Raw genomic sequence first — 26,865 nt, 5'->3', positions numbered from 1 at the left:
ATGCTCTACTACGTCACACGCGAGCAGCACGCCTATACGATCGACCGGCTGCTCGGGTCGTTCAAGAATTCGTGGCTGCCGCGCCCCGCCATGCAGCGCCTGTCGTACGAGACGCTGTTCGCACTGAAACGCGCGCCGATCGGCAACTATGTCTTCACTGACATCGACCGGCTGAGCGGTTACGAGATCGATGCCGCGAGCGAAATCGTGAAGAGTGTCGTGCGCGCCGCGCCCGGAGTGCTGATTTCCAACCCGCCCAATCGCGTGCTCAACCGCTATGGGCTGCTGCGCCGCCTGTATGAAGCCGGCATCAACAGCTTCAATGTCTGGCGCCTGGACGAGGGCCGCATGCCGACGGCCTACCCGGTCTTCATCCGCCGCGAGCAGGACGCGCTGGGCGCGGAGAGTCCCTTGCTGCACAACGAGGCGGAATACCGCGCCGCGGTTGCTTCCCTGCTGGCCTCCGGCAAGGGCCTCACGGGCCGGGTGGCCGTGCAATATGTCCGGGCCACCGGGCCGGATGGCATGCACCGGAAATACGGCGCCTTCTGCCTGCGCGGCCTTGTCGTGCCGCAACACCTGATGATCTCCGAGTCCTGGGTCGTGAAGCGCGACATGGCCGACGCGGCGGCCGAGCTTTCGGAGGAAGAGGAGGGGTACGTCACGAGCAATCCGCACGCGGATAGAGTCCGCGAGATCTTCCGGCTGGCCCAGATCGATTTCGGGCGCATGGACTACGGGCTGGTCGACGGCCGGATGGAGGTGTTCGAGATCAACACCAATCCCAGCTTCCCGCGCGCGCGGATCACCCAGGACCGCACCATGATCCGGCGCAGGATCGTGATCGAGGGAGTCGTCGCCGGCTTCGACGCCATGAACGCGGGTGAGCACGAGCACGGCCTAGTCCGCTTCCGCACGCCGAAGCCGAAACTTCATCGCTTGCGCAACCGGCCGTGGACGCGGCGGCTCAAGGACATGGTCACATGGTGCCGCTGGCAGGCCGCGGAACTGTCATCACAGCCGGTCGAACAACGGAAGCCGCAGCCAAAGACCGAATAGCAGCCACAGCACGACTGCGACTGTGCCGCCCACCAGGATCGCTCGTACCGGTGTCGAGCGCTGCTCGACATACGCATGCAGGCCGGCGTAAAGGCCGCCCGCGGCCAGCATGCCCCCGAACGGGATCAGTCCCATATAGAGCGCGAGGATCGATATGGCCCGCCATGGCACTGGGCGCACTCCACGATCGGCCTTGGTCTTGATCGCGGCAGTCACGCACTTCAGAACCAGTGTGGCAGTGAGGAGCGCGCCGGCGACTCCGGCAAGCAATGGCATGGCGCGCGCCTCGAGCGGGTAGCCGAGGGAGATCGCGGCCGCCGCGGCGAACACCAGGCAGAGAATGCCCGCCAATACGCCCTCGCCGGTCGAAAGGTTGCCACGGGCGGCCGAGGATCGCCACTTGAATGCCGCGAGCAGAATGACGGCCAGAGCGGCGATCAGCACCAGGCTTGGCCAGCGTGCGAGCGCGCCCCAATCGTAGAGTGTGATGGTCTTGACCAGGTTGATCTCCGCGAGCTGCCCCATGATGAAGCCCAGCAGAAAGGGCGCGCGCGGCCAATCCAGAGTGGCGAGCGCGCAGCCCAGGAGCGAGATCGCGAACAAGGTCCCGATCGGCCACCAGCCGGTCTGCTCGATCAGCGTGCCGGTTATCACCACTGCCATGATGATGGGTGCGAGGATGTCGATCCGCAGATAGGCGAGCCGGCCCACCACGGGCAGGACAGCAATGAAAAACAGCACGGCGATCAGGTTCGACCACAGGATGGTCCAGCCGATCAGCACCACCAGGTCGGGATGGTTGTCCGTCAACATCGGACCCATCGGGATGCCCAGGATGGCGAACGCGGCCATGATCAGGGCCATGGTCGCCGTGCTGGGCAGGCCGAACGCAACCGTCGGCAGGAAGGCGCCGCCTTCCTTCGAGTTGTTCGCGGTCTCCGGCGCGATCACGCCTTCAATCGCGCCGTGGCCGAAACGCGATTTGTCCTTGGCGAATTGCACGGCATGTCCATAGCCCAGCCAGCTCGCGATCTCCGCGCCGAGGCCGGGCGTCATGCCGATCACGATGCCGATGAACGTGGTGCGCAGGGTGAGCCACCGGTGGCGCCAAGTCTCCGCCATGCCGCGGAACAGCCCGCCATAGGTGCAGCCGGTGGCAGCGTCGCGCGCATTCAGGCGCGAGGTCTTGTGACGTGCCAGATCGAGCAGTTCCGGAATGGCGAACAGGCCGGCGACCAGGATCAGGATATCGAGCCCGTCCCATAGGGCGAGCTGCCCGAACACGAAGCGCGGCGTGCCGGTCGCATGATCCATCCCCATCGTGCCGGCGAGCAGGCCCAACGCCGCCATCGCCAGCCCCTTGAACGGCGAGCCGTGGCTGAGCGTTGAAACGGCGGAGAGTCCGATCAAGGCCAGCAGCAGATATTCGGGCGCGCCTAACTGTCGGCCGATGGCGGTGAAGACCGGAAGCAGCAGGAAATAGGCGATAGCGCCGCCGATCCCACCGATGCCCGACGCGGCCATGCTTGCGCCGAGCGCTTCCGCGGCCCTACCGCTCTTCGCAAGGGGGAATCCGTCCAGCACGGTCGCCGCCTCGGCGGCGCCGCCGGGCACGCCGAACAGGATGCTGGGGATGGATCCGCCGGTGTGGATGACCGCGTGCATCGACAGGATGAGGACAAGGCCGATGGCCGGCTCCATGCTGAACAGCATGGGCATCAGCAGCAGGATGCCCATCTTGGCACCGAGCCCCGGCGCGGCGCCGAACACCATGCCTATGGTCATGCCGATGAGCATCGCGCCGAACAAGGCGGGGTCGATGAAGACCGTGACGGCGGATGAGAGAATATCGGGTAAACTCACGCGACGCCTCGCGGCGCGCGGTTTGTATACAGCATAGCTTTGTAACCCCCGTTTCGGAACGCGGCCCCGTCCCATGCACGCGTGGAAGTCTAGGGCCGTCCTAGTGTAATCGCAATTTCCGCGCCGCATTTGGGAGAAATGGCGTTCGCGAGGAACAATTTTCCTAATCCCTCAGCTGGCGTCAGAAAGACAAGGCGGTATTGGTTACGCCCAGCGCATTGCCGGTCGGGAAGCTGCGGGCGCGCAGCGTCGCATCAATGACGTGATAACCGGCTACAAAAATGGCGCACTGGCGTTGCTCGGCCCCTCTACGCTCGTGCATCCGCCTCATTGCAACGCCACCGCGGGCTAATTGTTTTCTTACGCCCTCACGCACAGGCCGGAAGGCTACGATCGCATGGTTGCAATCAGCCCATCGCTCGTTGATGCGGATTTGCTGAGTGCGTTCTTGCGCGATGTGGATGGAAATGTCCGTACCGCCTTGATCTGCTGGGGTATCGTGCTCAGCGCCTTCATCGTTCTCCGCGTTCCGCGTGAGGTGCTGCTCGGCTGCATGATCGCCGCCATGGCGACCGTTGGCCTTGCTGCCACGGTTGTCGACTTGGCGCCGGAGCGCGCAGTTGCCAGTGCTTCTAAGCCGGAGCCTGCCCCGGCCAAGAACGGCGCGCCCATGCCGCTGAGAGGCCTTGCGGCGGCCCCGCACAATCGGCAGTGATCCCGTCATTCGAGAACGGTCCAGACCGGTGCATGGTCACTGGCGCCTTCCCAGCCTCTGACGTCCTTGTCCACGCCTGCGGCCTTCAGCCGGCCGGCAATGCTGGGGCTGAGCAGGATGTGATCGATGCGCAGCCCGGCGTTCCGCCGCCACCGATCGCGTTTGTAATCCCAGAAAGTGTAGATGCGCTCGCCGGGATGAAGGGCGCGCACGGAATCGGTCCAGCCTTGCTTGAGCAGGCGTTTGAAGGCCGCACGGCTTTCCGGCTGCAGCAGTGCGTCATTGTCCCATGACTTGCTCGGATAGATATCGAGGTCGGTGGGGACGACATTGTAGTCACCGGCCAGAATGATCGGCTGCTTGCTGCGCTTGAGCGAGGCGGCGTGATTGATCAGCCGCTCGAACCAGGCCAGCTTGTAGTCGAACTTGGGACCTGGCTGTGGGTTGCCGTTGGGCAGGTAGATCGAGGCAATGAGGATGCCGTTGACGGCGGCCTCGATATAGCGGCTCTGCCGATCGCCCGGATCTCCCGGCAGGGCCAGGCGGGTGAGGACCGGCTGGCTCTTGTGCGCCAGGATCGCGACGCCGTTCCAGGCCTTCTCTCCCCGATGCACCGACAGGTATCCGGCGTGTCTGATCGCATCTGTGGGGAAGGAACCGTGCAGCGTCTTCAGCTCTTGAAGACACACGACATCCGGCTTTGCTTTCTTCAGCCAAGCGAGCAGGACGGGAAGCCGCCGCTGGATGTTATTGATGTTGAAGCTGGCGATTTTCAAGGACAGCGTCTAGGCTGGCGGCACGATCCAGTTCGCACGGCGGAACGCCGGTCGTTCTGCCACCGCGCGCAAGGATGCGTTCTTGATCGTCCGATCGCGGTTCCAGGAGTCAAATTCGATCTCCGCCACGACCTCTGGCGTGATCCAATGGTGCGTATGGTCGCGATGCGTCGGTGGCTCGTCCACAAAAAGGCTGGTCTCGACCTCGCTTTCGCGCAAGCGGGGCTCCAGAAAATTCATCGTGAGGCCATCGGGGTTGGTTTTCACTTCGCCGATGTAGGTGAGCTTCCGGCGTCGTCCTTCCCGTACGCCGAGGAGCAGGCTGACGAAGTCGCCGCGCCGCTGCGACCAGCCGCCTACAAAAGCGTGCCGGATGCCTTGCTCGCTCCGCTCATTTCGTCCACGCGATGGCTTGCGCATAACCGTGTCGGGCAGGTGACCTCGATCAATGCTGGGTCATGCCTGATAGATCTTCGGTCATGGCTGTACCCAGCGCGTCGACAACATTCACCGAATCCCGAAGGGACGCAATGCTTTCCGACGGAATGGCGACGAAGAGATGGAGCCCTTCATCCAGCAGCAGCTCGAGACCGAAGCTGCCATCCTCGAAGGAAACCACGCCTACGCCCGTCAGTTGCAGCGGTTGGCTCAGGAACTCATCTGAATCACTGGGAAACGCCCGCGCTGCCTGCAGCAGCGAAGTAATCAGAGCCCCGAGGATGCCGCGGTGGAGGGCGAGATGCAGCGGGCGCTGCTTTGCCGAGAAGTCAATGTGGACAACATCTTGGTGGCGCTTTGGGCGAACGCCACTGATACCGGTGATCGTGGTTCGGTCCGTCATGGCTACCTCTCCAGGAATCGCGAACAGCGGACGGTCAGAGCCGTAGCGCGTACCAGGTGGAACGTTCGGAGCACCTCCGATGTTCCGCTATCGAGCCTCCTGAAGATGGAGCAAAAGCTATGCATGACCCATTCATTAACCGCAGCCTCCTGTTAGCTGGTTTGGTCTTCCTCGCCGTGCCTCTGACGGCCTGCAACACGATCGAGGGAGCAGGTGAAGACGTGGAGAACGTAGGCGAGGCCGGTGCAGAGGTCGGCGAAGAGGCCGGTGAGGAGATCGGCGAAGAGGCGGGAGAAATCGACTAGAGCAGAGGATGTTGCGAATGGGTGAGAATCGGTCAGTCGCAGTTGGAGCTTTACCAGAGGCTCTTTGGGGCGATTGATGGCCAGAGCCGGATCTCAAATACTTCCTCGAAGGATCTCGCTTCTTGCCCTTCGGGAACGCCACGGAAGTCACCAGCTCCCCGGGGGATGTGTTGCGAGGTCTGCGATGATCTCCCAGCATTGTGGTCGGGCAGCCATTGCTTCTGCAAGCGATGGACGTAGCACATTCGCACCCGTCCGTAGACGCTTTGCAGTATCGAGAGCTGTGAGGCAAATCTCTGCTTCGCAGAGGCCGTGGTCTAAAGTAGATCCCACGACAGCGGCGTGCCGCGCGGGGCGTCGCGGTTGATGCGGCGGCCGAGCACGCGGTCCAGGTCGCCGGGCGGCAGGCCAAGACCGGGGCGGATGGCGCGCACATTGTCCTTGGTCAGCACGTCACCAGCCTTGAGGTCGGCAACGATGTAGAGCGAGCGGCGGTAGACCAGTGACTTGCGCTCCACCTCGGTCGGGCCGTACGAAACGCCGCCCATCGCCTCGACCGCGCGCTTGGTCTCCACGACCAGTGCGGCCAGCTCTTCCGGCTCCAGCGAGAAGGCCGAATCGACGCCGCCATCGGCGCGTCGCAGCGTCACGTGCTTCTCGATCGCCACAGCGCCCAGCGCTGCGCTGGCTACGGCTGCCCCGATCCCCATGGTGTGATCGGAGAGGCCCACATGGCAGCCGAACAGCTCGCGCATATGCGGGATCGTGTTGAGGTTGGAGTTCTCCGGGCTCGCCGGATAGGCGCTGGTGCACTTGAGCAGGACGAGATCCTGGGCACCGGCTTCGCGTGCCGCCTGCACCGTCGCGCCGAGCTCGGCCACCGAAGCAAGGCCCGTCGAAATGATCATGGGCTTGCCGGTCGAGGCGACCTTGCGGACCAGCGGGATGTCGATGTTCTCGAATGAGGCGATCTTGTAGCAGGGCACGCCGAGGTCTTCGAGGAAGTCGACTGCGGTCGCATCGAACGGTGTGCTGAATCCGATCATGCCGATTTGCCGGCAACGTTCGAAGATCGGCCTATGCCATGCCCATGGCGTGTGGGCCTGCTCATAGAGCTTGTAGAGCGATGTGCCGTTCCACAGGCTGTTGGGGTCGGAAATGAAGAACTCCCGCTCTGAGAGGTCGATGGTCATGGTGTCGGCGGTGTAGGTCTGCAGCTTCAGTGCGTGCGCACCGGCCTTTGCCGCCATCTCGACGATCTCGAGCGCACGGTCGAGCGAGCCGTTATGGTTGCCCGACATCTCCGCGATGACGAGGGGCGGCCGGCCGGCCCCGAGCACGAAGGATCCGATTTTCAAGTCACGAAGCATGCGGACTTCCTCAGGCAAGTGTTTCCGGCAAGGGCCAGCGGCGACTGAGCTTGGCCTCGATCAGCGGCTTCTGGACGTCCCATTCGGTCCGCAGGATGGACAGAACCACGACATCCACGAATTGATCGCCGCGGCGTATGTGGCTGCGCAGCAGGCCCTCGCGCACGAAGCCGAAGCGGAGATGCATCTGCCAGATCTTCAGGTTGGTCTCGATGACCTCGCAGCACAGCTTGTTGAGCTGCAGAACCTCGAATACGTAGCGCAGCACCCAGTATTCCACGAATGCGCCCACGCCGCGGCCCATGGCATCCTGGTCACCCAGATAGAACGCCCACGAGCAGCGCTGATTGTGCGCATCGATGGCATAGACGCTGGCGAGCCCGATGCCCTTGCCATCCAGCTCAATGATCCAGTAGCGCGCGTCTTCGCGGACGAGGGCGCGCGCAAACCACTTGTCATGCTCATCCTGGCTGATCTCGTGGTTGGTATACATGTACTCCGCAACATGCGGTGCGTTCCGCCAACGCAGGATCTGATCTTTGTCAGCGGGGGCAATTGGACGAAGTGCTACGCTCATATCGACCTCATGCGCTCGCAAACTCAAGCAGGCACTTATTGACACGTTCGGCGCCTTGCCCATCTACCAGCGGCATGCCCAACTCAGCCATCTTCGAACGCCCCTCGTGGTCCGACAGAAATCTCGACAGAGCGGCTCGGATATCATTGGCGGTCAGATCCGATCCGCGGCCAATGTAGTCGATGGCACCGAGTTTGCTCAAATATTGCGACGTCGGAACCTGATTCTCTGCGACCGCGATCACGAGCGACGGCAGGCCGAGGCAGAAGCGCTCCCAGGTCGTGGAGCCGCCGGCCCCGATGAAAGCGCCCGCCGCGCACATCAACTCGGCCATCCTGTTGGTGCCGGTATGGACCACCATGCCCGGATGACGTGATGCCAGTTCGACGATCTCCCGACCATGCGGATTGCTTGGACCAATCACCACGTCGACGGGCGAGGTGGGCGGGAGGAGTTCGCCAAGGATGCTGAGGACACGCGCCGTTTCGTTGGTGCTGTCAACGCCGCCGAAACTGACGAGCCACCGCGATACAGGACCGGCTGATCGGGCGACACGGCTCCTGAACTCGGCGAACTCCGGCCGCAGGAGGGCATAGGGCGGCCCGATCAGTTGACGGCAATGCCGGGGGACCCTGGCGGCATAGCGGTGTTCGACGCCCTCATAGAGATTCTGGTCCAGCAGAAGGTCGCAGTCATGATCGCGGTCAGCCAGGTCATCGATGATGAATATCTTGCCGGTGTGTGGCCGGATCGCGCCTTCCCATCGTTTGTCGAGGGAATAGTGATCGACGACGACCCATTCGGGTCGAAGGCTCGACAAATGCTGTGCGCTCGCTCCAGCATCGTCCGCGCCGGCGATGATCCCGGTTTCGAACCCGCGTGATCGGATCAGCTCGATCAGGTGCCCAGGCTGTTCGCGGCATAGAAAAATGGCGGCGGGGCCGTGGCGGCGGAGTGCCTCGGCCAGGGTCAGGCAACGCATCACATGACCGGTGCCGATATCTCGGGACGCATCAACGCGAAAGGCTACGCGCACCGCAGGCTCGTCTTGAGGGCATCGACCACTTGGTCCTGCTCTGCATTCGACATGGCCGGATAGAGCGGCAGGCTCAGCGCTTCCTCGTAGTAGCGCTCGGCCTCCGGGCAATCGCCGGGCTTAAAGCCGAGGGCGCGGTAGTAGGGCTGCAGGTGCACGGGAATATAGTGCACTTGCACGCCGATACCGGCAGCGCGCATGGAATCATAGACTTGGCGCCGCGTCTTGCCGGTCCGCTTGGGATCGATGCGGATCACATAGAGATGCCAGGCACTCTCCTCCAGCACATCGATCAACGGGCGCGTCACAGGCACATCGGCCAGCAGCCGCTCATATCGGGCGACCAACTCGCGTCGCCGCCGCAGGAACTCATAGAGCCGCCGCAGCTGGCTCAAGCCCAGCGCGGCCTGCATGTCGGTCAGGCGGTAGTTCAACCCAAGCTCGATCTGCTCGTAATACCAGCCGCCCTCGTCCTTGTTGGACATGAGCTGCTGGTCTTTGGTGATGCCATGGGTGCGCAGGCGCGCCATGCGATCCGCCAGCGCGGCGTCACGCGTGGTAGCAAGGCCGCCTTCCGCCGTCGTGACAATCTTCACCGGATGGAAGCTGAAGACTGCGATATCAGACGAGCGACAGGAACCGACCGGCTCGCCCTGGTGCGTGGCACCTACGCTGTGCGAGGCATCTTCGATCACCCGGAAACCGTAATCCTTGGCGAGCGTCCAGATCGCCTCCTGGTCGGGGGCCCGGCCACTGAAATGCACCGGAATGACGGCCTTCGGCAGGCGGCCTGCAATCATCGCGGCCTTGCGGAGTTTGTGTTCGAGGGCCGGGACGCTGATGTTGTAGGTCGTGGGATCGATGTCGACAAAATCGACGTCCGCGCCGCACAGGCGTGCGCAGTTGGCAGAGGCCACGAACGTGTTCGGAACCGTCCACACCACGTCGCCCGGACCCACGTCGATGGCGAGGCAGGCGATGTGCAAGGCCGAGGTCGCGCTGTTCGCCGCGACCGCGTGCGGCGCATGGCAGAGATCGGCAAGGGCCGCTTCGAGCTTTCCGACCGCCGGCCCCTGTGTCAGCCAGTCGGACCGCAATGTATCGACGACGGCCTGGATGTCCGCATCATCGATCCACTGCCTGCCGTAAGGGATCATACGGTCTCCTCAAGCAGCCGACGGATTTCGGCGACGGTGAGGAAGTGTGGATTGGTACCCGAGCTGTACTCGAAATCTTCCACCACCGGCTTCGACGTTTCGCCGAGATTACTGACCGAGTAGTCGACCTGGAAGGTTATGTTGATCGACGGCTTGATCACGTAGTGGGCCGGGAACTCCACCGTCAAATGATAGTCGTCGCGCGGGCACATCACCTCGTGCAGCTTCTCGCCCGGCCGGATGCCGATCACCTTGTGCGGCAGGCCGGGCGCGATCGCCTCGCCCAGGTCGGTGATGCGCGAGGAAGGGATCTTCGGCACGAAGATCTCGCCGCCATGCATGCGCTTGAAGTTCTCGAACACGAAATCGACGCCCTGCTGTAGCGTAATCCAGAACCGCGTCATGCGTACGTCGGTAATCGGCAGCTCCTTGGCGTTCTGGGCGAGCAGGTTGCGGAAGAACGGCACGACCGAGCCGCGCGACCCGACGACATTGCCGTACCGCACCACCGCAAACCGCGTACGGTGACCACCGGCGATATTGTTGGCGGCGACGAACAGCTTGTCGGAGGCTAGCTTGGAAGCGCCATAGAGGTTGATCGGATTGGCCGCCTTGTCGGTCGATAGTGCGATGATCTTCTCAACCTCATTGTCGATCGCGGCCTGGATCACGTTCTCCGCGCCGCCGACATTGGTCTTCAAACACTCGAGCGGGTTGTACTCCGCCACCGGCACATGTTTGAGCGCCGCGGCATGCACGACGTAGTCGACGCCGTGCAAGGCCTGGTGGAGCCGTGGCAGATCGCGCACATCGCCGATGAAATAGCGCATGCAGCTGTCATTGAAGACCTGCGCCATCTCATATTGCTTCAGCTCGTCACGCGAATAGACGATCACGCGCCGCGGCTTGTAGCGCTTGAGCAGCGTCTCCACGAATTTCTTACCGAACGACCCGGTGCCGCCGGTGATCAGAACCGATTTGCCGTCAAACATGTCTTGCTGTGCCAAAGAATCTCCGACCCGAGTCCGGTCGCCCGCGCCACCCTGGCGCGGCCATTGCAATAATGTTGCCCAGCCGATCTGTCCAGCGATGGATTGCGGCCGGATCGCATCATTGCTGGTTAAGCTATTGATTGGAAACAATTCATGCCGTGGCGGCGAAGCGACTCAGCGTCGCGGCCACAGCGCGGGGTTCAGCAGTTCCTCCGGCAAGGGGTAGGGCAGGGACGATACGGCCACAGCCGCCTCGTCCGACGTCAGGGCCGGCGTCCGGAACAGGCGGATGTTCTCCGCCATCTGCGCGGCCGTCTCGGCACCCACCACGACGCCAGCCAGCCAAGGCTGTGCGCGGGCATAGGCGAAGCACAAATCCGCCACGCTTTCGCGCCCCAGCGCCGCCACCGCTGTCTTCATGCCGGTAATGCAGCGGCCCGCCAGATCGACGTCTGCAGTGGGCCACTGGTACGCATCCTCGATGGTGAGCAGGCCCTGCAGCAGCGCCGAGCGGCCATGCAGGATGACGTCCGGACGCGCGGCGATTGCGTGCTGGATCTCCGGCTCCAGCCAGCGGCGGTCGAGAATGTTGAACGGGATCTGCACCAGCCCGACCTCCGGATCCTGGAGCAGCACCGACAGATCCTCCGGCCGATAGATCGAGGCGCCGATGCGGCCGATCTTGCCCTCGGCCTTCAGCGACAGCAGCGTCTGCCAGACCGCGCCACCCGAGCCTTGATAATGCTCGAAGCGGTGCAGCAGCACGGCCTCGAGCCGGGGGCGCTCCAGAAGCCAGAGGGACCGATCGACGGCTACATGGACGCGTTGAGCCGCTTCATGGGCGGGCGGCTGGCCGTCCAGCACATTGGGCGGCAGCTTGGTCACGATGGAGAGCGGACTCGCTGGTGTCAGGGCCGATCCGATCCGGTGCTCGCTGTCGCCATAGCCGGCGGCGGTGTCGAGATGCGTGACGCCGTGCCGTTCCGCCAAGTCAAGGATCGCATGCAGTTCCTCGTCGCTCGGCTTACCGGCGCGGTTGGCAATGCCATAGGCCATGCCGAACTGCGCGCCGCCGAGCACCAAGCTCGCTTGCAATTCGCCGGCCGCAATCCGTGCCGGCACGAAGGGCTGCGCGCGCTCCGACCAGCGCGCGAGGCGGCGGCACAGCTCCTGCCAGGGCGCCGCAACCGGATCCGCCAAGCCGGAGAGTGCAGCGGTAACGTTACGATAATCATCCAACGTATCGATCGTGCAGCGCAGATGTGACAAGTCGAGTTCGCCCACGCGCGGAATGGACGGCGCATGCCGGCCACACCGCCGGATGATCCAGGGCGTGACGTGCTCGCGATCATGGCTGTCCCGCGTGGTACGGTCGGCTTGCCGCAGCAGACTGACACGCATGGCTTCACCGGAAAGGCCGTAGGGGAGACCATCCGAACCACCGGAAAAGCCGGCATAGCCCGCTGCGCTCTGTTCCGACGCCTCCATCAAGCGGCGAATGAAGTCGCCATCCGAGAATACGTTGTCGGAGGTGAGGCGTACGCAAATGTCGTCGTCGTCGAGGTCCGCGGTGGCGGCGATGAAGCGTGCCAGAACGTCATCCAGCGGCCCGCGTAGATGGCGGACATCATGGGCCTTCAGCGTCTGCGCCAAACGATCGTCGCTGGCGTCGTCGGATGTGGCGATGATGGTCTCAATGCCATCGCGTGCGGCCCGCCTGGCTGCCAGCACGACAATCGGCAAGCAACAGAGCGGCAGCAGCACCTTGCCCGGCAGGCGGTTTGAGCTGGTGCGCGCCTGCAGGACGACGCGGGAACGCCGTGCGCTCACCACGCGGTCCAGCCGCCATCCACCGGCAGGTTGGCGCCGGTGACGAACCGAGCGGCGGCGCTCGCCAGGAAGACGACGGCGCCCGCCAGATCCTCCGGCTTGCCCAGCCGCCCGAGCGGCACCTTCTGGGTCAGGGCCGCCGCAAAGGCGGGATCGCGCTGCTGCGCCGCCTCCGGCGGGAAGGCGCCGGGGCTGATGGAATTGACCCGGATCCCCTCCGGCGCGAGATGGACAGCCGCGTAACGCGTATATTGCAGCAGGGCAGCCTTGGCGGCGCCGTAATGCGGCGGATTGTTCATGCCGGACTTGCCGTAGACCCGCGGATCCGGGCTCACCATGCCGTACATCGACGCGATGTTGATCACCGAGGCATCGCCGCCGGTGTGGACCGCTTTGAGCAGCAGGCCGTGGGCGGCATTGACTAGCTCGGCAGCCGCTCCGACCGCAATCTCAACGGCATTTACGTAATCGCTGATCTTGCTGTCAGCCATCACGCCAGGGCGCCCCGTGTAGGCGTTGTTGACCAGCACGTCGAGCTTGCCATGGCGCTTCTTCAAGTTGGCGACCAGCGATTTGATGTCCTGCGCCATAGTGACGTCGCTTGCGATCGCCTCCGCCGAGAGGCCGCGCCCGGTCAGCTGCTGTGCCAGCTTGGCAAGCGTGGCTTGCGTCCGGCCTATGATGCAGACATGGCCCCCGGCTTCGGCCAGAGCCGCGGACATCGCGGCGCCCAAATGGCCGGCCCCGCCGGTCACCAGGCACACCTTGCCGTCGAGGCGGAACAGCGCCTTGCGGGCTTGAGAGAATGAAGGCTGATCGGCGGAATTCATGAAGTTGCCGATACCGGCGATTCGATCACGCGTCCAGAGGATTGGCGACCGCCAGCATGGCGACTTCCGCCCATTCCATCAAGAGACGGCCGTAACTCCCTCAAATCGCTTGCGACTGGACCGCGAACGCACTCAAACTAGAGGTCCGCAGCGATTTCAGGGGATGGGATGCCATGTGGAAGGAATTCAGGGAATTTGCCGTGCGTGGCAACGTCATCGACCTTGCCGTCGGCATCATCATCGGCGTGGCCTTCACCACGGTCGTGAATTCGCTGGTCAACGACATCATCATGCCGCCGATCGGCTTCATCATGAACGGCATCGATTTTTCAAACTTCTTCATCGTGTTGAAGGGCGATGATTATCCGTCGTTGCAGGCCGCCAAGGACGCCGGCGCCGTCACGATTAACTACGGTGTATTCCTGAACGCCATCATCAATTTCGTGATCGTGGCCTTTGCGGTCTTCATCCTGGTGAAGCAAGTGAACCGGCTCCGGAAGCAGCAGGCGGCGGCACCCGCAGCGCCGCCGGCGCCGACCACCAGCGAGAAGCTGTTGACGGAGATCCGCGACCTGTTGAAGGCGGGCCGCTGAGCCGCCGGCAGTGCCTCGGCTTGAGGTTCGGCCCGGTTCCGACATCTCAAGATGGGTCAAGAAAACGGGCGTTGGAGCCCCAACGCTCAGGGAGGCTCGTCGTTCCAACTAGCCAACGATGGTCTTCTCCTGCACGATGAGCAGGCCTGTTCGATCCATATCGAGGAAGTTCTTTGCATTGTCCACCGCTGCAGCCATTTCCGGAGACTTGAGGGCCTCCGTCATCGCTTCATCGCTCTCGAACCAAAGCTCTCCAATGCCATCACACATCGGCTCGCCTGGTCCGCCCACCACATGGTTTTGGACCCACCTGGTCAACCCTGGCAGCCTTCCAACGATTGGCGTGTGGACGGGGCCGCTCCAGTACTGCAGGCATTCATCATGTGTCCGATCCTGCCTCCGCTGCAGGATGAAAATGATCTTCGCCATTTCATCCTCCCGAGTTGCCTTTGTACGGCAGCAACCCATTCTACGCTTATGGGCAGACTTGGAGGACTCTGTTGGCCGCTCCGCAGCAGTGTAGATTTGAACCAAGGCAATAATCGGCGCCTATTGCATATTGTATCCAATTCGGGCAGATAACCGCCGGGCATAGAGACCTCGGCGGCTGGTAGGAACCATGGCAAAATTCACCTTCAGTTGCATCGATGCGCACACCTGCGGCAACCCCGTGCGCGTGGTGATGGGCGGCGGTCCGCAGCTCGCGGGTGCCAACATGAGCGAGCGGCGCCAGCACTTCCTCGCGGAGTTCGACTGGATCCGCACCGGCCTGATGTTCGAGCCGCGCGGCCACGACATGATGTCGGGCAGCATTCTCTACCCGCCCACGCGCCCCGACTGCGACATCGCCATCCTGTTCATCGAGACCTCTGGCTGCCTGCCGATGTGCGGGCACGGCACCATCGGCACCGTGACGGTGGCAGTGGAGCAGGGGCTGGTGCGGCCGAAGACGCCGGGCCTGCTGCGCCTGGACACGCCGGCGGGGCTGGTGGTTGCCGAGTATGAGCAGAAGGGCGAATACGTCGAATCGGTGCGCCTGACCAACGTGCCGGGGTTCCTGCATTCGACCGGCCTCGAGGCCGAATGTCCGGGCATCGGCACGATCAAGGTCGATGTGGCCTATGGCGGCAATTTCTACGCCATCGTGGAGCCGCAGGACGGCTATCGCGACTTGGCGGACTTCACCGCAGGGCAGCTGGTACAGATGAGCCCGGTGCTGCGCAAGAACCTCAACGTCAAATACACCTTCCAGCACCCCGAGAACCCGACGATCAAGGGGCTCAGCCACATCCTATGGACCGGCGCGCCGAAAGCGGCCGGGGCGCACGCGCGCAACGCCGTGTTCTACGGCGACAAGGCGATCGACCGCTCGCCTTGCGGCACCGGCACGTCGGCGCGGATGGTGCAACTCGCCGCCAAGGGCAAGCTCAAGGTCGGCGACAGCTTCGTGCACGAGAGCATTATCGGCAGCCTGTTCAAGGGCCGGGTCAAGGAAGCTGCCAAGGTCGGCAAGTACGAAGCGATCGTGCCCTCGGTCGAGGGCTGGGCACGCATCACCGGCTACAACACCATCTTCATCGACGACCGCGACCCGTATAAGCACGGTTTCCAGGTCATTTGACGCGTCGCGCCATTCGGCTTGAACCGTTGCGCCGGCGTCCGTAATCTGCGCCGCAAAGGCGGCCGCCGCGCCGTTCACAAAAATCACCGACAGGGGCGCACGATGCCGACGACCTATCCGGAATTTCCGCAGCTGTTCGTGATGGATCACCCGCTGATCCAGCACAAGCTCAGCATGATGCGCGACAAGAACTCGCCCACCATCCTGTTCCGGCAGCTGCTCAAGGAGATCTCGCTGCTCATGGGCTACGAGATCACGCGCAGCCTGCCCATGACGACGACGCCGATCGAGACGCCGCTTACCAAGATGGACGCGCCGACCTTGCTGGGCAAGAAGATCGCCGTGGTGCCGATCCTGCGCGCCGGGCTCGGGATGGCTGACGGATTGATCGAGTTGATCCCGCCGGCGCGGGTCGGTCACATCGGCCTCTATCGTGATCACGTCACCAAGCAGCCGGTCGAGTATTTCGTGAAGCTGCCGGACCCCGAGGGCCGCATCTTCATCCTGGTCGATCCGATGCTGGCGACCGGCCATTCCGCCGCCGCGGCGGCAGACACGCTCAACAAGCGCGGCGTCAGCGACGACCACATCCGCATGATGGTGCTGGTGGCGGCGCCGGAGGGCGTGCGCGTGTTCCACAAGGCGCACCCGAAGATTCCCGTGTATGCCGCGGCGCTGGATTCGCACTTGAACGAGAATGCCTACATCGTGCCGGGCCTGGGCGATGCGGGCGATCGCCTGTTCGGCACGAAGTGAGGGGACCATGCCGGATTTCATTCTCTCGATCGATCAGGGCACGACCTCGACCCGCGCGATCCTGTTCGACCTGAAAGGCGAACAGCAGGGCACGGCGCAGAGGGAGCTGCCGCAGATCTTTCCGCAGCCCGGCTGGGTGGAGCACGACGGCGAAGAGATCTGGCGCGCGGTGCAGCAAGTCTGCCGCGACGTCATGGCGAAGCGATCCGCGGGAACGGTGCGCGCGATCGGCATCACCAACCAGCGCGAGACAACGATCGTCTGGGACCGCAAGACCGGCAAGCCGATCCACAATGCCATCGTCTGGCAGGACCGCCGTGGCGCGCCGCTCTGCCGCAAACTGATCGATGATGGATGGGAGCCGAAGATCCAGGCCAAGACCGGCCTGCTGATCGACTCGTATTTCTCTTCCACCAAGGTGCGCTGGTTCCTGGACAATGTGCCCGGCGCCCAGGAAGCGGCCGAGCGCGGTGAGCTCGCGATGGGCACCATCGACAGCTTCGTGCTATGGCGCCTGACCGGCGGCAAGGTGCATGCGACCGATGTCACCAACGCATGCCGCACAATGCTGTTCAACATCCACACGATGGATTGGGACGAAGAGCTGCTGCAGCTCTTCAATGTGCCGAAGAGCATGCTGCCGAAGGTGCTAGAATGCGCCGACGAGTTCGGCACCAGTACGACGGAGTCGATCGGCGTTGCTCTGCCGATCGCAGGCATCGCCGGCGACCAGCAGGCTGCGCTGATCGGGCAGGCCTGCTTCCAGCCGGGCATGATAAAAAGCACCTACGGCACCGGCTGCTTTGCATTGCTCAACACCGGCAACAAGGCCGTAGCTTCGAAGAACCGGTTGCTGACTACCGTCGGCTACAAGATCAAAGGCGATCTCGTCTATGCCAATGAAGGCAGCATCTTCGTCGCCGGTGCCGCCGTGCAATGGCTGCGCGACGGCTTGAAGCTGATCCAGCAGGCGGGCGACACGGAAGCTCTCGCGCGCTCCGTCGCAGGAACCAATGGCGTCTATCTGGTGCCGGCCTTCACCGGCCTCGGCGCGCCATACTGGGATCCGGCCGCCCGCGGCGCGATCCTGGGGCTGACGCGTGACACCGGCATTGCGGAGATCGTGCGATCGGCCTTGGAAGCCGTGTGCTATCAGACCCGCGACCTGATGGAGGCGATGGCCGCCGACGCCGGATCGATCGCGAGCAAGCTGCGCGTCGATGGCGGCATGGTGCGCAATGACTGGGTCATGCAGTTTCTAGCCGACATCCTGAACGTACCGGTCGAGCGGCCGGTGGTGACGGAGACGACGGCGCTGGGGGCGGCGATGTGCGCCGGGCTCGGCACGGGGCTCTTCTCATCCACGGACGAAGTGGCGGGCAATTGGCAGAGCGACCGCGTGTTCCGGCCCATGATGAAGGACGAGCAGCGCGAGCAGCTTTACGCCGGCTGGCGCGCAGCGGTGAAACGGGTGCAAAGCCCGAGCTAGCCGCGCCGCGCGAAGGTATCGGCGAGGTCGGGGGCCACGCCGATCACGCGGCGTTCGGGCGATTCGATCTCCAGCCCGCCGGTGACGTTGATCCCGTCGCTCGACAGCGGGAAATAGCCCCACTCGTAAGAGACCATCGCGTCGGAGCGCGTGCGCATCTCCGTGACGCCATAGACCGGGGCCTTGGTCTCGATCAGCGTGCGGTAGATGTTCTCGGCAATCTGGCGATATTTATCGCTGATCGGGCGATCATGCATCCAGGTGCCTGTGAACTCGCCGTAGAATTCCGCGATGCGCGTGCCGACCAGCCGGTAATAGACGCGCAGCGGATCGCGCTCGATATCGACCAGGACGACATAGGGCAGGAACTCGCGGATTTGCGTGGGATCGATGTCGGCGCGTGACGGCATCGCGCGCTCGCCACGCTTCCGCTTGAGATAGGCGCCCATTCGCTGGACCATAACCGACGTAACTTCGCCCTGACCGATCAGACGGTCCGTAATGTCCGTCTCGTCGACCCAGGTGATGGCATTGCGCATCCGGTCGAGCTCCACAATGACGGCTGAGCCGGAAAGACTGTAGTGGCCGCGGCCGAACCCGTCCATTCCCCAAAATGGATTAGGATTGCCGTGGTTCTGCCACCTTTATCCCTGCAATCAGGAGTAAATGAACAGAGCGGAGCAAAGGATATTCGCTACCTACGGAGCATCCTCTTCGCGGTCCTCGTCACCGCCGGGCGCAGCCGTGGCGGAGGGCGAGGTCGACCTGATCGTCGCGGAAAAATCGCAACGGCGCATGGACTTGCTATCCGGCAAGTGCGTGATCCGCAGCTACAAGATCGCCCTCGGCTCCGCACCGGAGGGCCACAAGCAGCGGGAGGGAGACGGCAGGACGCCCGAAGGCAAATACCTCATCAAGGGCGCAACCCTCCGAGCGCCTTCCATCTGTCCCTCAAGAGATCCTATCCCGATGCTTCGGACCGTATGGCCGCAGCGGCACGCGGCGTCTCGACGGGCGGAGATATCTTCGTCCATGGGGCGCCGAACTGGTGGCTCCTGCCGGGCCAGCCGCCCGGTGACTGGACGCGTGGCTGCATCGCCGTGACGAAATCGGAGATCGAGGAGATCTGGCGCCTGGTTGCCGACGGCACGCCGGGTCGAGATCAGGCTGTAGCGCCTATTCCGCCGGCGAGTTGAGCTGGTGACGCTTGATCAGCGGAATCTGCGTCAGCATGAACAGAACATTCAGCACCAGGATCCCGAATACCTTGAAATCAACCCAGAGATCGGTCGACTGCGTGCGCCAGATGATCTCGTTGAGCACGGCGGTGGCGGCGAAGAACAGCGCGAATCGGAGCGTGAGCTTGCGCCAGCCTGCCTCGTCCAGCTCCAACGCCGAGCCCATCAGGAATTTCAATGGCGGCTTGCCGATCGCGAGCCCGCCGACCAGGGCCGCCGCAAACAGCCCGAGAATGATCGTCGGCTTCATCTTGATGAAGGTCTCGTCCTGCAGCCAGAGGGTGAGGCCGCCGAAGATTCCCACCACGACGAGCGTGACGAGCGGCATGGGCTGGATCTTCCGGGTCAGGAAATAGCCCAGGCCGGTCAGAACGCCCGTCACCACGATCAGGACCGCCGTGGCCTGCATCAACCCGCCGATCTTGAAGGTGACGAAGAAGGCGATCAGCGGCCCCCAATCGACCAGGTGCTTGATCCAGGGATATTGCGTGTCTTTCATGCTTCTCCCATAACGGTTGGCAGCAGGAGAGGCAAGGCGGCTGAGCCGCCAGGAAGGAGAACCGTATGGAAGATCCCGGACTGAAGCGCTTGTTCGAGCGGAACCGCGCCTGGGCCAAGTCCATGACGGACCGGGACCCGGACTTTTTTACCCGGCTGGTGCGGCAGCAGACGCCGGATTATCTCTGGGTCGGGTGCTCGGACGCGCGGGTGCCGGCCAACGAGCTGATGGGCATGGCGCCCGGCGAGCTGTTCGTCCACAGGAATATCGCCAACCTGGTGCACAATATCGACATCAATCTGATGTCGGTACTGGAATTCGCCATCAATGTGCTGAAGGTCCGGCACGTGATCGTGTGCGGTCACTACGGCTGCGGCGGCGTGCGTGCGGCGATAGAGCGGCAGGAGTACGGCCTGATCGACAACTGGCTGCGCAAGATCAAAGACGTCTACGCCGCCAACAGGGAGGCGCTGGATTCGGAGCCTGATCCGGAAGAGCGGCTGAACCTGCTATGCGAGATCAACGTGCGCCAGCAGGTGCTGAACATCTGCCATACCAGTATCGTACAGAACGCCTGGCGCGAGGGGCGCGAGCTCGCCGTGCACGGCTGGATCTACTCGCTCGCAGACGGTCTGCTGAAGGATCTCGGCTTCACGATCGAGAACGCCCAGTCGCTGGAGCCGATCTATCACCTGCCAGGCGTCACGAGGGAGATCGGGTTCTGAAGCGCTCAGCCTCTACTGTCCATTTTTTATGCCGGACAGCCGTGTGCCAAGCACGACCATGACGATGCCGAGGCATTGTCGAGAACCGTGTTATTGCGCCGCGGTCTTTGACAGCGCGTGCTCGCGGTGGGCGATGTAGACGTTCGAGGCGATGACGATGGCAGCGCCCAATAGAACAGCCAGTACTGGCGTCAGGCTGAAGAGCCAGAGATCGAAGATGATCGACCAGATGAGCGCAGTGTATTCCAGCGGCGCCAGCATCGAAGCCTCGCCCAGGCGATAGGCGCGGATCACGGCGTAGCTGCCGAACACGCCCCACACGCCGACCAGCAGCAACAGCCCCCAGTCGACGGCGCTGGGCTCGACCCACACGGGGACGGCGTTCACGCCGCCGACCAGGAAGGCGCCGATGGCGCTGTAGAAGAGGATATTGCGCGTCGGCTCCTGGCCCGCAAAGCGCCGCAGCAGCACCATGGAGAGCGCGTAGGCGAAGGCCGAGATGATGACGAGGATCGGCCCGATGCCGAGGCCGCCGAAGCCCGGTCGCAGCGCCACCAGTATGCCGGCAAAGCCAATTGCGACGGCGCTCCAGCGGCGGCGGCCGATCTTCTCGCCCAGGATCGGGCGCGAGAGCATGGTGATGAAAAGCGGCGCCGCGAACGCGATGGTGATGGCCTCTGCCAGGGGCATCAGCTTCAGCCCGGTGAAAAAGCACCAGATCATCGGAATGGTAAGGGCGGCCCGCAGGATCTGTATTTTTGGGAAAGCGGTGTAGAAGTTGAGTGCGTTGCCGGTCTCCCGAAAGGCGAGGGTCATCGCCACCGCGATCGGCACGACGCGGCTGACGGAGACGATCACCCACGGATCGTACCCCTGGGTCAGCCACTTGGCCGTTGCGTCGACCAGCGAGAAGCACAGCACCGCCGTTCCCATCAGGGCGAACGCCAGCAGCGGCTTGATCGGTGTGTTGACGATCGCGGGAGGGGCCACGGGTCAGGAATCAGGGTTAATGAATGGAGACCTATCCTGGCGGATCGCCCGAACGGCGGCAAGTCGACACTGGAAAGCCGCCCGGGCTGGCCTCATAATCGGCGGTGCATGGGTGACACCATTGTCCCCATACACCAAGGCCTGACCGTCACCGATGCAAAACAGTCGCTTTGCCGTTGCGATCCACACGCTGGTCCTGCTCGCCGCCAAGGCAGGCAGGCCGACCTCGTCCGACTACATTGCTGGATCGGTCGGCACCAATCCCGTCCTGATCCGACGCTTGATGGGCGAACTGCGTGCGGCCGGCATCGTGGATTCGCGCGCCGGGGCCACCGGCGGCTTCGTGCTGGCGAAGCCGGTGGAACGCATCGGGCTCGATGAGATCTATCGCGCAGTCGAGGATGCGCCTCTGTTCGCGCGGCACGAGAACGCCAATCCCAATTGCCCGATCGGCCGTGCCGTCGGGCCGCTGCTTGATCGCGTCCTGGGCCAGGCAGAGACCGCGATGGTGCAAAGCCTGAAGCGCACGACGCTGGGCGACCTGCTGCGCTCGCAGGAAGTGGTGACGCAGCTGGCAGGGTAGATCAGAGTCTGGCTCTTTCGGCGGGGGAACCAACGAGATGCGGCGAGTAGTATTGGCGGTCATTCTGGCGGCTCTTGCCGGCAGTGCGCAGGCCGAGAGCGAACTGCAGGATGTCGGGTGCGCGCAGGAAAGACAGCTTCGCTCGATCGATCAGGTGACCGCGACGGAGGTGGTCTTCTTCAACCAGAGCCCGGTGCCGATCCGGACCTACTGGATCGATTTTCACGGTAGGCGGATCTTTGGCGCAGAGATCCGGCCGGGCGACAGCTTCTTCCAACAGACCTATGTCAACAATCCCTGGGTCGTCACCAAGACCACGGCAAAGATCTGCGTCGGCATCTTCCAGCCGATCGCAGAATCATCGATCGTCGTAGTCCACTGAGGGAATTGCAACGCTCACGCTTGTCGGCGTGTATCCGTGGTCAGGCCGGCGGAAGGAGACATCATGCCACTCAAGGTCATCGGTGCAGGGGTCGGTCGAACGGGGACCTATTCACTCAAGCTCGCACTCAATCAATGGGGCTGGGTCCTTGTCATCACATGGAAGAAGTGTTGCACGATATGTCCGTGCAGGTACCGCTTTGGATTGCTGCCGCGAAGGGGCACCCGGACTGGGACACGATCTACAAGGGCTACGAAAGCGCCGTCGATTGGCCAACCGCGGGCTTTTATCGCGAGTTGAGCGCGGCATATCCTTCGGCGAAGTTCATTTTGACTCATCGCAGCGCCGAAAGCTGGGCCCAGAGTTTTTTCGGAGACGATCTACAAATTGATGGCCCAAAGGGATGGGGCTCCCACGGAAATGCAGGCTTGGCTGGAGATGGGGGTCAGCGTTCTTGCAAAGACGGGATTTCCTGGCGGTCTCGATGTGGCAGGTCTGATGCGGGCGTTTGCTGCCCACAATGAGGCGGTCAAATCAGCAATCCCCGCGCAGCGACTGCTCGTCTATCAAGTGAAGGACGGCTGGGGCCCTCTTTGCGCGTTCCTTGGTGCACCTGTGCCGGCTGCCCCCTTTCCACGCACCAACGATCGCGCCGAGTTTTGGGACCTGGTGTCCGGCAAGAAGTGACGCTAGTTGCCGAGATCGAATCCGCTCTAAGCCTCGACCGCTAGATTGAAGTCGGCGGCCACCTTCTCCAGCCATTGCCAAAGATAGTCCGAGAAGCTCTTCAGCACATAAATCTCGAAGGTCGGCGTGTCGTCGACCAGGTGCAGCAGCACGTTGGCGCGGGAGAGGCCCGTCTGCGCGCATTGGCCGACGCGGAATGCGCGGGGGTGCAGATCGAGGCTGACGCCGCGCATGAGGACGTCGCGTGCTTTCGCTCCCTTGAGCGCGATGATGGCGCGGGATTCGGATACATCGCAGGCGATGGCGTGCTGGCCGGCGAAGTTTGCGCGCAGAGCCTCGATCAGCGATTCCGCTTCGCCGTCCGGGCCGGTGATCCACCATTCGTTGGGACCGAGCCAGACGATCTGCCAGACGCCTCCATTGGAAACAGTGTTTGCCGCGCTTGGCAGCGCAAGGCCGGTGGCCGTCTGGACCGCGGAGGAGAATGCCACGTCAGAGGCCGTGCCGCGGACATTCACGATCGTGCGGTGCGGGACTTCGGACATGATCACGCCGGCGCCGGCCGTGCTGCTGCTGGCGGCGCGGGCGACGAGGCCGAGGTGGGCAAGGGCGCTGCGGCGCTGATAGGTCTCAACCATTGATGCGCGCTCCTTCCGGATCGTAGAACTTGGGCTCGGTTACCTTGGCCTTCACGACCTTTCCGTCGTAGGGCATGTAGAGCGTCTCGCCCATGCGGTTGCGGCCGTTCTTCACCAGCGCCATCGCGATGGAACGCCCGCAGTTCGGGCTGTAGTAGCTCGACGTCACATGGCCGATCATCTCCATCGGCGGCTTGTCCTTGAGCTCCGCGACGATCTGCGCGCCTTCCGGCAGCACTTCGTTCGGGTCCTCGGTCAACAGGCCGATCAGATGCTTGCGGTCCGGGCGCTTGGTATCGGAACGCTGCAGCGAGCGCTTGCCGAGGAAGTCCGGCTTCTGCTTGCTGACGATCCAGTCCATGCCGAGATCCTGTGGCGTGGTGGTGCCGTCGGTCTCCTGCCCGACAATGATGAAGCCCTTCTCGGCGCGCAACACGTGCATGGCCTCGGTGCCGTAGGGCGTGATGCCGTATTTCTCGCCCGCCTGCATCAAGGCGCGCCACACATGCATGGCGTAGGACGGCGCCATATTGAGCTCGTAGGTCGCTTCGCCGGTGAAAGTGATGCGGAAGATCCGGCACTTGACGCCTGCGACCACGCCATCGCGGAAGGAGAGATGCGGGAAGCTCTGGTCATCGAGCGGCAGGTCAGGTGCCACTTCCGACAGGAGCTTGCGCGACATCGGGCCGCTGATGCCGATGACGGCCCATTGCTCGGTCACGCTGGTGAGATAGACCTTCTTGTCCGTCCACTCGCATTGCAGCCAGTCTTCGAGCCAGGCCATCACGCGCGCCGCGCCGCCGGTCGTGGTTGTCATGTGGAAATGGTTCTCGGCGATGCGGCTGGTGACGCCGTCATCCATCACCATGCCATCCTCGCCCAGCATCAGGCCGTAGCGGCACCGGCCGGGCTCCAGCTTCGACCAGGCGTTGGTGTAGACCATGTTCAGGAACCAGGCGGCGTCCGGACCTTGGATATCGATCTTGCCGAGAGTCGAGGCATCGACGATGCCGACCGAGGTGCGCACTGCTTTCACTTCGCGGTTGACCGCGTCGTGCATGGTCTCGCCGGGCTTCGGATAATACCAGGCGCGGTGCCACTGACCGACCGTCTCGAACGGCGCGCCATGCTGCTCGTGCCAGGAATGGAGCGGCGTCTTGCGGATCGGGTCGAGGAAATCGCCCTTGTCGATACCGGCGAAGGCGCCGATGGTGACCGGCGTGTAGGGCGGGCGGAAGGTAGTGGTGCCGACTTCCGGAATGGCGACGCCGCGCAGATCGGCCATCAAGGCCAGCGCGTTGATGTTGCTGGTCTTGCCCTGGTCGGTCGCCATGCCCATCGTGGTGTAGCGCTTCAGATGCTCGACCGAGCGATAGCCTTCGCGATGCGCCAGCGCCACGTCAGCAGCGGTCACATCGTTCTGGTAGTCGACGAAATGCTTGCCGTCATGGCCGAGCGGTTTCCCTGACGGCATGACCCACATCTCGCGCATTGGACTGTGCGCCGGCTCTGCACCGGCGACCGGCGTGCTGCCGGCCGGCTCGGTGTGACCGGCGGCATGGGCGGCCGCGGTGCCCGCGGCGAAACCGTCGACCAAGCAGTCCGTCAGCGCAAAGGCGCCGCGCGCCGCGCCGACCGAGTGGTTGTTCTGGCCGGGCAGCAGCTTGTCGGGCACGAACGCCAGGATGTCCTGGTTCCATTTCAGCTTACCGCGCGCCTGGGAGAACAGATGCACGGTCGGCTGCCAGCCGCCGGACGAGAGCACCATGTCGCAGGTGATCGTGCGGCCATCGCTGCTGACGCTCTTGCCGTCGCCAGTCAGGCGCCGCACCTCGACCTCGCGCACCGCGAGCTTGCCTCCGACGCGTGTGATCGCGTGATTGCCGAGGACCTCGATGCCGCGGGCACGCGCAGTCGCGACCAGTTCGCCTTCCGCGTTCTCGCGCGCGTCGACGATTGCTGCGACGGAGACGCCGGCATCCACCAGATCGAGCGCGACCTGATAGGCAGTGTCGTTGTTGGTCATGATCACCGCGCGCTTGCCGGGCGCTGCGCCGTAGCGATTGACATAGGTCTGCGCGGCGGAAGCGAGCATGCATCCCGGCCGGTCGTTGTCGATATAGACCATCGGCCGCTCGATCGCGCCGGTCGCCAGGATCACGTCCTTGGCCCGCACGCGCCACAAACGCTGGCGCGGCTGGTTCAGGGCTTCTGGCGAAGTCGGGGGCAGGTGATCCGTCACCCGCTCCATCAGGCTGACCAGATTGTGGTCGTAGTAGCCGAACGCGACGGTGCGGGGCAGCAGGGTGACTTCCGGCATCGCACGCAACTCAGCCAGTGCATTGGCGACCCACTGCGCCGCCGACACGCCGTCGATCACGGCCTGGCGATCGGAGAGGAGGGAGCCGCCCATCTCCTGCTGCTCGTCCACCAGGATCACACGCGCACCGGCACGACCGGCAGCGAGCGCGGCGGCCAGGCCTGCGGGACCTGCGCCTACGATCAGCGCATCGGCATGGGCGTGGAGCTTGTCGTAGCGGTCCGGGTCGGGTTCGGTCGGGCATTTGCCGAGGCCGGCCATGCGGCGGATGAAATGCTCGTACTTCATCCAGAAAGTCTTCGGCCACATGAAGGTCTTGTAGTAGAAGCCCGACGGGAAGATGCGGTGGAACAGGCTGTTCACCGCGCCGACGTCGGTGGTGAGGCTGGGCCAGCGATTCTGGCTCTCGGCCACTAGGCCTTCATAGAGCTCGATCTGCGTGGCGCGGAGATTCGGCTCTGAGCGATTGCCTTGGCCGAGCTGGATCAGCGCATTCGGTTCTTCCGCACCGGCGGAGAGGATGCCGCGCGGGCGGTGATACTTGAAACTGCGGCCGACCAGCACGACGCCGTTCGCGAGCAGCGCGGAGGCGAGCGTGTCGCCCTGATAGCCCTCGTACGGCCTGCCGTCGAACACGAAGCGCAGTGGCTTGCTGCTGTCGACGCGGCCGCCATGCGGCAGGCGGTTCACCTGAGTCATCGGCCATTCTCCCGCTCGATGACCGGAGCAGGCTGGCCCATTTCATAGACCGCGTATATCTCGTGCGTCACGGTATCGCGCGCCACGTTGAAGTAGCGGCGGCAGCCCTTGGCATGCATCCAACGTTCGTAGTGCACGCCCTTCGGGTTCTTGCGCATGAAGAGATACTGCGCCCATTCCGCGTCGGTCAGCTGCTCGCCATTGGTCGGGCGGGCGATGTGGCCCTCGCGCGCGTAGGTGAATTCGTGCTCGTCGCGCTTTCCGCAGTAGGGGCAGGGGATCAGCAACATGCGT

General features: G+C 63.6%; 31 protein-coding genes and 1 pseudogene. 13 read left to right on the top strand and 19 right to left on the bottom strand.

The window, feature by feature from the left end:
• Entirely contained in the window at positions 1-1,059 is a 1,059-nt protein-coding gene (locus tag DTX69_RS07225; RefSeq protein ID WP_119300859.1) for a hypothetical protein, read from the top strand.
• On the opposite strand, the gene DTX69_RS07220 is transcribed toward DTX69_RS07225, so the two are convergent.
• Positions 1,015-2,922, bottom strand: a complete 1,908-nt coding sequence (locus DTX69_RS07220) for a tripartite tricarboxylate transporter permease (protein ID WP_162916831.1) — start codon at positions 2,920-2,922, stop codon at positions 1,015-1,017. The two genes, DTX69_RS07225 and DTX69_RS07220, sit on opposite strands and share 45 nt — an antisense overlap.
• 181 nt (positions 2,923-3,103) lie before the next feature.
• The gene (locus DTX69_RS30020; protein ID WP_162916829.1) at positions 3,104-3,244 is read right to left on the bottom strand and encodes a hypothetical protein; all 141 of its coding nucleotides are present in this window, start codon (positions 3,242-3,244) and stop codon (positions 3,104-3,106) included.
• A 75-nt stretch (positions 3,245-3,319) separates the two neighbouring features.
• On the opposite strand from DTX69_RS30020, the gene DTX69_RS07215 reads away from it, so the two are divergent.
• A complete protein-coding gene (locus tag DTX69_RS07215; protein ID WP_119300857.1) occupies positions 3,320-3,637 on the top strand; it encodes a hypothetical protein in 318 nt (105 codons plus the stop codon).
• A 5-nt stretch (positions 3,638-3,642) separates the two neighbouring features.
• On the opposite strand, the gene xth is transcribed toward DTX69_RS07215, so the two are convergent.
• From xth to DTX69_RS07200, 3 genes are read right to left on the bottom strand one after another with little or no spacing between them, the layout of a single operon-like run.
• A complete protein-coding gene (gene xth, locus DTX69_RS07210) occupies positions 3,643-4,413 on the bottom strand; it encodes an exodeoxyribonuclease III (RefSeq protein ID WP_119300856.1) in 771 nt (256 codons plus the stop codon).
• A gap of 9 nt (positions 4,414-4,422) precedes the next feature.
• A complete protein-coding gene (locus DTX69_RS07205) occupies positions 4,423-4,833 on the bottom strand; it encodes an ATP dependent DNA ligase (RefSeq protein WP_119300855.1) in 411 nt (136 codons plus the stop codon).
• A gap of 25 nt (positions 4,834-4,858) precedes the next feature.
• Positions 4,859-5,254, bottom strand: coding sequence for a hypothetical protein (locus tag DTX69_RS07200; protein WP_119300854.1), 396 nt, complete (start codon positions 5,252-5,254; stop codon positions 4,859-4,861).
• A 119-nt stretch (positions 5,255-5,373) separates the two neighbouring features.
• Between DTX69_RS07200 and DTX69_RS07195 the strand changes: the two genes are divergently transcribed.
• Positions 5,374-5,559: an entericidin A/B family lipoprotein gene (locus DTX69_RS07195; protein WP_119300853.1), complete on the top strand. Its 186-nt coding sequence runs from the start codon at positions 5,374-5,376 to the stop codon at positions 5,557-5,559.
• A gap of 317 nt (positions 5,560-5,876) precedes the next feature.
• Here DTX69_RS07195 and pseI read toward each other — a convergent pair whose 3' ends face one another.
• From pseI to DTX69_RS07160, 7 genes are all read right to left on the bottom strand, one after another.
• The gene (gene pseI / locus DTX69_RS07190; RefSeq protein ID WP_119300852.1) at positions 5,877-6,929 is read right to left on the bottom strand and encodes a pseudaminic acid synthase; all 1,053 of its coding nucleotides are present in this window, start codon (positions 6,927-6,929) and stop codon (positions 5,877-5,879) included.
• Between the two features lie 10 nt (positions 6,930-6,939).
• Positions 6,940-7,506 carry a UDP-4-amino-4,6-dideoxy-N-acetyl-beta-L-altrosamine N-acetyltransferase gene (gene pseH, locus DTX69_RS07185; RefSeq protein ID WP_119300851.1) on the bottom strand — a complete coding sequence of 189 codons (567 nt, stop codon included), beginning with the start codon at positions 7,504-7,506 and terminating at the stop codon, positions 6,940-6,942.
• Positions 7,507-7,513: 7 nt separating this feature from the next.
• Entirely contained in the window at positions 7,514-8,542 is a 1,029-nt protein-coding gene (gene pseG, locus DTX69_RS07180; RefSeq protein WP_162916827.1) for a UDP-2,4-diacetamido-2,4,6-trideoxy-beta-L-altropyranose hydrolase, read from the bottom strand.
• A complete protein-coding gene (gene pseC / locus DTX69_RS07175) occupies positions 8,533-9,699 on the bottom strand; it encodes a UDP-4-amino-4,6-dideoxy-N-acetyl-beta-L-altrosamine transaminase (RefSeq protein WP_119300850.1) in 1,167 nt (388 codons plus the stop codon). Before pseC ends, pseG begins: the two co-directional genes overlap by 10 nt.
• Positions 9,696-10,706: a UDP-N-acetylglucosamine 4,6-dehydratase (inverting) gene (pseB, locus tag DTX69_RS07170; protein WP_407643976.1), complete on the bottom strand. Its 1,011-nt coding sequence runs from the start codon at positions 10,704-10,706 to the stop codon at positions 9,696-9,698. Before pseB ends, pseC begins: the two co-directional genes overlap by 4 nt.
• A 159-nt stretch (positions 10,707-10,865) precedes the next feature.
• On the bottom strand, positions 10,866-12,521 hold the full coding sequence (locus DTX69_RS07165; protein ID WP_162916825.1) for an aldo/keto reductase: 1,656 nt from the start codon (positions 12,519-12,521) through the stop codon (positions 10,866-10,868).
• The gene (locus tag DTX69_RS07160; RefSeq protein WP_119300847.1) at positions 12,518-13,351 is read right to left on the bottom strand and encodes an SDR family NAD(P)-dependent oxidoreductase; all 834 of its coding nucleotides are present in this window, start codon (positions 13,349-13,351) and stop codon (positions 12,518-12,520) included. The genes DTX69_RS07165 and DTX69_RS07160 overlap by 4 nt, the downstream gene beginning before the upstream one ends.
• A gap of 173 nt (positions 13,352-13,524) precedes the next feature.
• On the opposite strand from DTX69_RS07160, the gene mscL reads away from it, so the two are divergent.
• Positions 13,525-13,944 carry a large-conductance mechanosensitive channel protein MscL gene (mscL, locus tag DTX69_RS07155; RefSeq protein WP_119300846.1) on the top strand — a complete coding sequence of 140 codons (420 nt, stop codon included), beginning with the start codon at positions 13,525-13,527 and terminating at the stop codon, positions 13,942-13,944.
• A 108-nt stretch (positions 13,945-14,052) separates the two neighbouring features.
• On the opposite strand, the gene DTX69_RS07150 is transcribed toward mscL, so the two are convergent.
• Positions 14,053-14,373, bottom strand: coding sequence for an EthD family reductase (locus DTX69_RS07150; protein WP_162916823.1), 321 nt, complete (start codon positions 14,371-14,373; stop codon positions 14,053-14,055).
• A 190-nt stretch (positions 14,374-14,563) separates the two neighbouring features.
• Here DTX69_RS07150 and DTX69_RS07145 point away from each other — a divergent pair, with 190 nt between their 5' ends.
• From DTX69_RS07145 to glpK, 3 genes are all read left to right on the top strand, one after another.
• On the top strand, positions 14,564-15,565 hold the full coding sequence (locus tag DTX69_RS07145; RefSeq protein WP_119300844.1) for a 4-hydroxyproline epimerase: 1,002 nt from the start codon (positions 14,564-14,566) through the stop codon (positions 15,563-15,565).
• Between the two features lie 102 nt (positions 15,566-15,667).
• Entirely contained in the window at positions 15,668-16,321 is a 654-nt protein-coding gene (upp, locus tag DTX69_RS07140; protein WP_119300843.1) for a uracil phosphoribosyltransferase, read from the top strand.
• A gap of 7 nt (positions 16,322-16,328) precedes the next feature.
• Positions 16,329-17,810, top strand: a complete 1,482-nt coding sequence (gene glpK, locus DTX69_RS07135) for a glycerol kinase GlpK (RefSeq protein WP_119300842.1) — start codon at positions 16,329-16,331, stop codon at positions 17,808-17,810.
• Here the strand turns inward: glpK and DTX69_RS07130 are convergent.
• On the bottom strand, positions 17,807-18,349 hold the full coding sequence (locus DTX69_RS07130) for a PAS domain-containing protein (protein WP_284735610.1): 543 nt from the start codon (positions 18,347-18,349) through the stop codon (positions 17,807-17,809). The genes glpK and DTX69_RS07130 overlap by 4 nt on opposite strands.
• Positions 18,350-18,476: 127 nt before the next feature.
• Here DTX69_RS07130 and DTX69_RS07125 point away from each other — a divergent pair.
• A pseudogene (locus DTX69_RS07125) lies at positions 18,477-19,006 on the top strand (L,D-transpeptidase family protein).
• On the opposite strand, the gene DTX69_RS07120 reads toward DTX69_RS07125, so the two are convergent.
• A complete protein-coding gene (locus tag DTX69_RS07120; RefSeq protein ID WP_119300840.1) occupies positions 18,987-19,547 on the bottom strand; it encodes a septation protein A in 561 nt (186 codons plus the stop codon). The pseudogene DTX69_RS07125 and the gene DTX69_RS07120 overlap by 20 nt on opposite strands.
• A 65-nt stretch (positions 19,548-19,612) precedes the next feature.
• On the opposite strand from DTX69_RS07120, the gene can reads away from it, so the two are divergent.
• Positions 19,613-20,272: a carbonate dehydratase gene (gene can / locus DTX69_RS07115; protein ID WP_119300839.1), complete on the top strand. Its 660-nt coding sequence runs from the start codon at positions 19,613-19,615 to the stop codon at positions 20,270-20,272.
• Between the two features lie 90 nt (positions 20,273-20,362).
• Here can and DTX69_RS07110 read toward each other — a convergent pair whose 3' ends face one another.
• Positions 20,363-21,262 (bottom strand): DMT family transporter, encoded by a 900-nt coding sequence (locus tag DTX69_RS07110; protein ID WP_119300838.1) that lies wholly within the window; start codon positions 21,260-21,262, stop codon positions 20,363-20,365.
• Between the two features lie 154 nt (positions 21,263-21,416).
• On the opposite strand from DTX69_RS07110, the gene DTX69_RS07105 reads away from it, so the two are divergent.
• The 4 genes from DTX69_RS07105 to DTX69_RS30010 all read left to right on the top strand — a co-directional run bounded on the left by DTX69_RS07105 (position 21,417) and on the right by DTX69_RS30010 (position 22,914).
• A complete protein-coding gene (locus tag DTX69_RS07105; RefSeq protein WP_119300837.1) occupies positions 21,417-21,845 on the top strand; it encodes an Rrf2 family transcriptional regulator in 429 nt (142 codons plus the stop codon).
• 37 nt (positions 21,846-21,882) lie between these two features.
• Entirely contained in the window at positions 21,883-22,227 is a 345-nt protein-coding gene (locus DTX69_RS07100) for a VHL beta domain-containing protein (RefSeq protein WP_119300836.1), read from the top strand.
• A 134-nt stretch (positions 22,228-22,361) separates the two neighbouring features.
• Positions 22,362-22,751 carry a sulfotransferase gene (locus tag DTX69_RS30965; RefSeq protein ID WP_407643975.1) on the top strand — a complete coding sequence of 130 codons (390 nt, stop codon included), beginning with the start codon at positions 22,362-22,364 and terminating at the stop codon, positions 22,749-22,751.
• Positions 22,648-22,914 (top strand): sulfotransferase, encoded by a 267-nt coding sequence (locus DTX69_RS30010; protein WP_284735609.1) that lies wholly within the window; start codon positions 22,648-22,650, stop codon positions 22,912-22,914. Before DTX69_RS30965 ends, DTX69_RS30010 begins: the two co-directional genes overlap by 104 nt.
• A gap of 26 nt (positions 22,915-22,940) precedes the next feature.
• Here DTX69_RS30010 and DTX69_RS07090 read toward each other — a convergent pair whose 3' ends face one another.
• From DTX69_RS07090 to DTX69_RS07080, 3 genes are read right to left on the bottom strand one after another with little or no spacing between them, the layout of a single operon-like run.
• On the bottom strand, positions 22,941-23,552 hold the full coding sequence (locus tag DTX69_RS07090; RefSeq protein WP_119300835.1) for a sarcosine oxidase subunit gamma: 612 nt from the start codon (positions 23,550-23,552) through the stop codon (positions 22,941-22,943).
• Positions 23,545-26,571 (bottom strand): sarcosine oxidase subunit alpha, encoded by a 3,027-nt coding sequence (locus DTX69_RS07085; RefSeq protein ID WP_119300834.1) that lies wholly within the window; start codon positions 26,569-26,571, stop codon positions 23,545-23,547. Before DTX69_RS07085 ends, DTX69_RS07090 begins: the two co-directional genes overlap by 8 nt.
• Positions 26,568-26,861 carry a sarcosine oxidase subunit delta gene (locus DTX69_RS07080; RefSeq protein ID WP_119300833.1) on the bottom strand — a complete coding sequence of 98 codons (294 nt, stop codon included), beginning with the start codon at positions 26,859-26,861 and terminating at the stop codon, positions 26,568-26,570. Before DTX69_RS07080 ends, DTX69_RS07085 begins: the two co-directional genes overlap by 4 nt.
• Positions 26,862-26,865 lie beyond the last annotated feature (4 nt).

This window comes from Dongia deserti (genome assembly GCF_003574735.1).
GTDB classification, from domain to species: Bacteria; Pseudomonadota; Alphaproteobacteria; order Dongiales; family Dongiaceae; genus Dongia_A; species Dongia_A deserti.
This window is presented reverse-complemented; position numbering and strand designations above follow the sequence as displayed.

Coding starts and splice junctions, on each gene's coding strand:
- DTX69_RS07225 (WP_119300859.1), top strand. CDS start 1: ATGCTCTACTACGTCACACGCGAGCAGCACGCCTATACGATCGACCGG.
- DTX69_RS30020 (WP_162916829.1), bottom strand. CDS start 3,244: ATGCACGAGCGTAGAGGGGCCGAGCAACGCCAGTGCGCCATTTTTGTA.
- DTX69_RS07215 (WP_119300857.1), top strand. CDS start 3,320: ATGGTTGCAATCAGCCCATCGCTCGTTGATGCGGATTTGCTGAGTGCG.
- DTX69_RS07205 (WP_119300855.1), bottom strand. CDS start 4,833: ATGCGCAAGCCATCGCGTGGACGAAATGAGCGGAGCGAGCAAGGCATC.
- DTX69_RS07200 (WP_119300854.1), bottom strand. CDS start 5,254: ATGACGGACCGAACCACGATCACCGGTATCAGTGGCGTTCGCCCAAAG.
- DTX69_RS07195 (WP_119300853.1), top strand. CDS start 5,374: ATGCATGACCCATTCATTAACCGCAGCCTCCTGTTAGCTGGTTTGGTC.
- pseI (WP_119300852.1), bottom strand. CDS start 6,929: ATGCTTCGTGACTTGAAAATCGGATCCTTCGTGCTCGGGGCCGGCCGG.
- pseH (WP_119300851.1), bottom strand. CDS start 7,506: ATGAGCGTAGCACTTCGTCCAATTGCCCCCGCTGACAAAGATCAGATC.
- pseC (WP_119300850.1), bottom strand. CDS start 9,699: ATGATCCCTTACGGCAGGCAGTGGATCGATGATGCGGACATCCAGGCC.
- DTX69_RS07160 (WP_119300847.1), bottom strand. CDS start 13,351: ATGAATTCCGCCGATCAGCCTTCATTCTCTCAAGCCCGCAAGGCGCTG.
- mscL (WP_119300846.1), top strand. CDS start 13,525: ATGTGGAAGGAATTCAGGGAATTTGCCGTGCGTGGCAACGTCATCGAC.
- DTX69_RS07150 (WP_162916823.1), bottom strand. CDS start 14,373: ATGGCGAAGATCATTTTCATCCTGCAGCGGAGGCAGGATCGGACACAT.
- DTX69_RS07145 (WP_119300844.1), top strand. CDS start 14,564: ATGGCAAAATTCACCTTCAGTTGCATCGATGCGCACACCTGCGGCAAC.
- upp (WP_119300843.1), top strand. CDS start 15,668: ATGCCGACGACCTATCCGGAATTTCCGCAGCTGTTCGTGATGGATCAC.
- glpK (WP_119300842.1), top strand. CDS start 16,329: ATGCCGGATTTCATTCTCTCGATCGATCAGGGCACGACCTCGACCCGC.
- DTX69_RS07130 (WP_284735610.1), bottom strand. CDS start 18,349: ATGCGCAATGCCATCACCTGGGTCGACGAGACGGACATTACGGACCGT.
- DTX69_RS07120 (WP_119300840.1), bottom strand. CDS start 19,547: ATGAAAGACACGCAATATCCCTGGATCAAGCACCTGGTCGATTGGGGG.
- can (WP_119300839.1), top strand. CDS start 19,613: ATGGAAGATCCCGGACTGAAGCGCTTGTTCGAGCGGAACCGCGCCTGG.
- DTX69_RS07105 (WP_119300837.1), top strand. CDS start 21,417: ATGCAAAACAGTCGCTTTGCCGTTGCGATCCACACGCTGGTCCTGCTC.
- DTX69_RS07100 (WP_119300836.1), top strand. CDS start 21,883: ATGCGGCGAGTAGTATTGGCGGTCATTCTGGCGGCTCTTGCCGGCAGT.
- DTX69_RS30965 (WP_407643975.1), top strand. CDS start 22,362: ATGGGGCTGGGTCCTTGTCATCACATGGAAGAAGTGTTGCACGATATG.
- DTX69_RS30010 (WP_284735609.1), top strand. CDS start 22,648: ATGCAGGCTTGGCTGGAGATGGGGGTCAGCGTTCTTGCAAAGACGGGA.
- DTX69_RS07090 (WP_119300835.1), bottom strand. CDS start 23,552: ATGGTTGAGACCTATCAGCGCCGCAGCGCCCTTGCCCACCTCGGCCTC.
- DTX69_RS07085 (WP_119300834.1), bottom strand. CDS start 26,571: ATGACTCAGGTGAACCGCCTGCCGCATGGCGGCCGCGTCGACAGCAGC.
- DTX69_RS07080 (WP_119300833.1), bottom strand. CDS start 26,861: ATGTTGCTGATCCCCTGCCCCTACTGCGGAAAGCGCGACGAGCACGAA.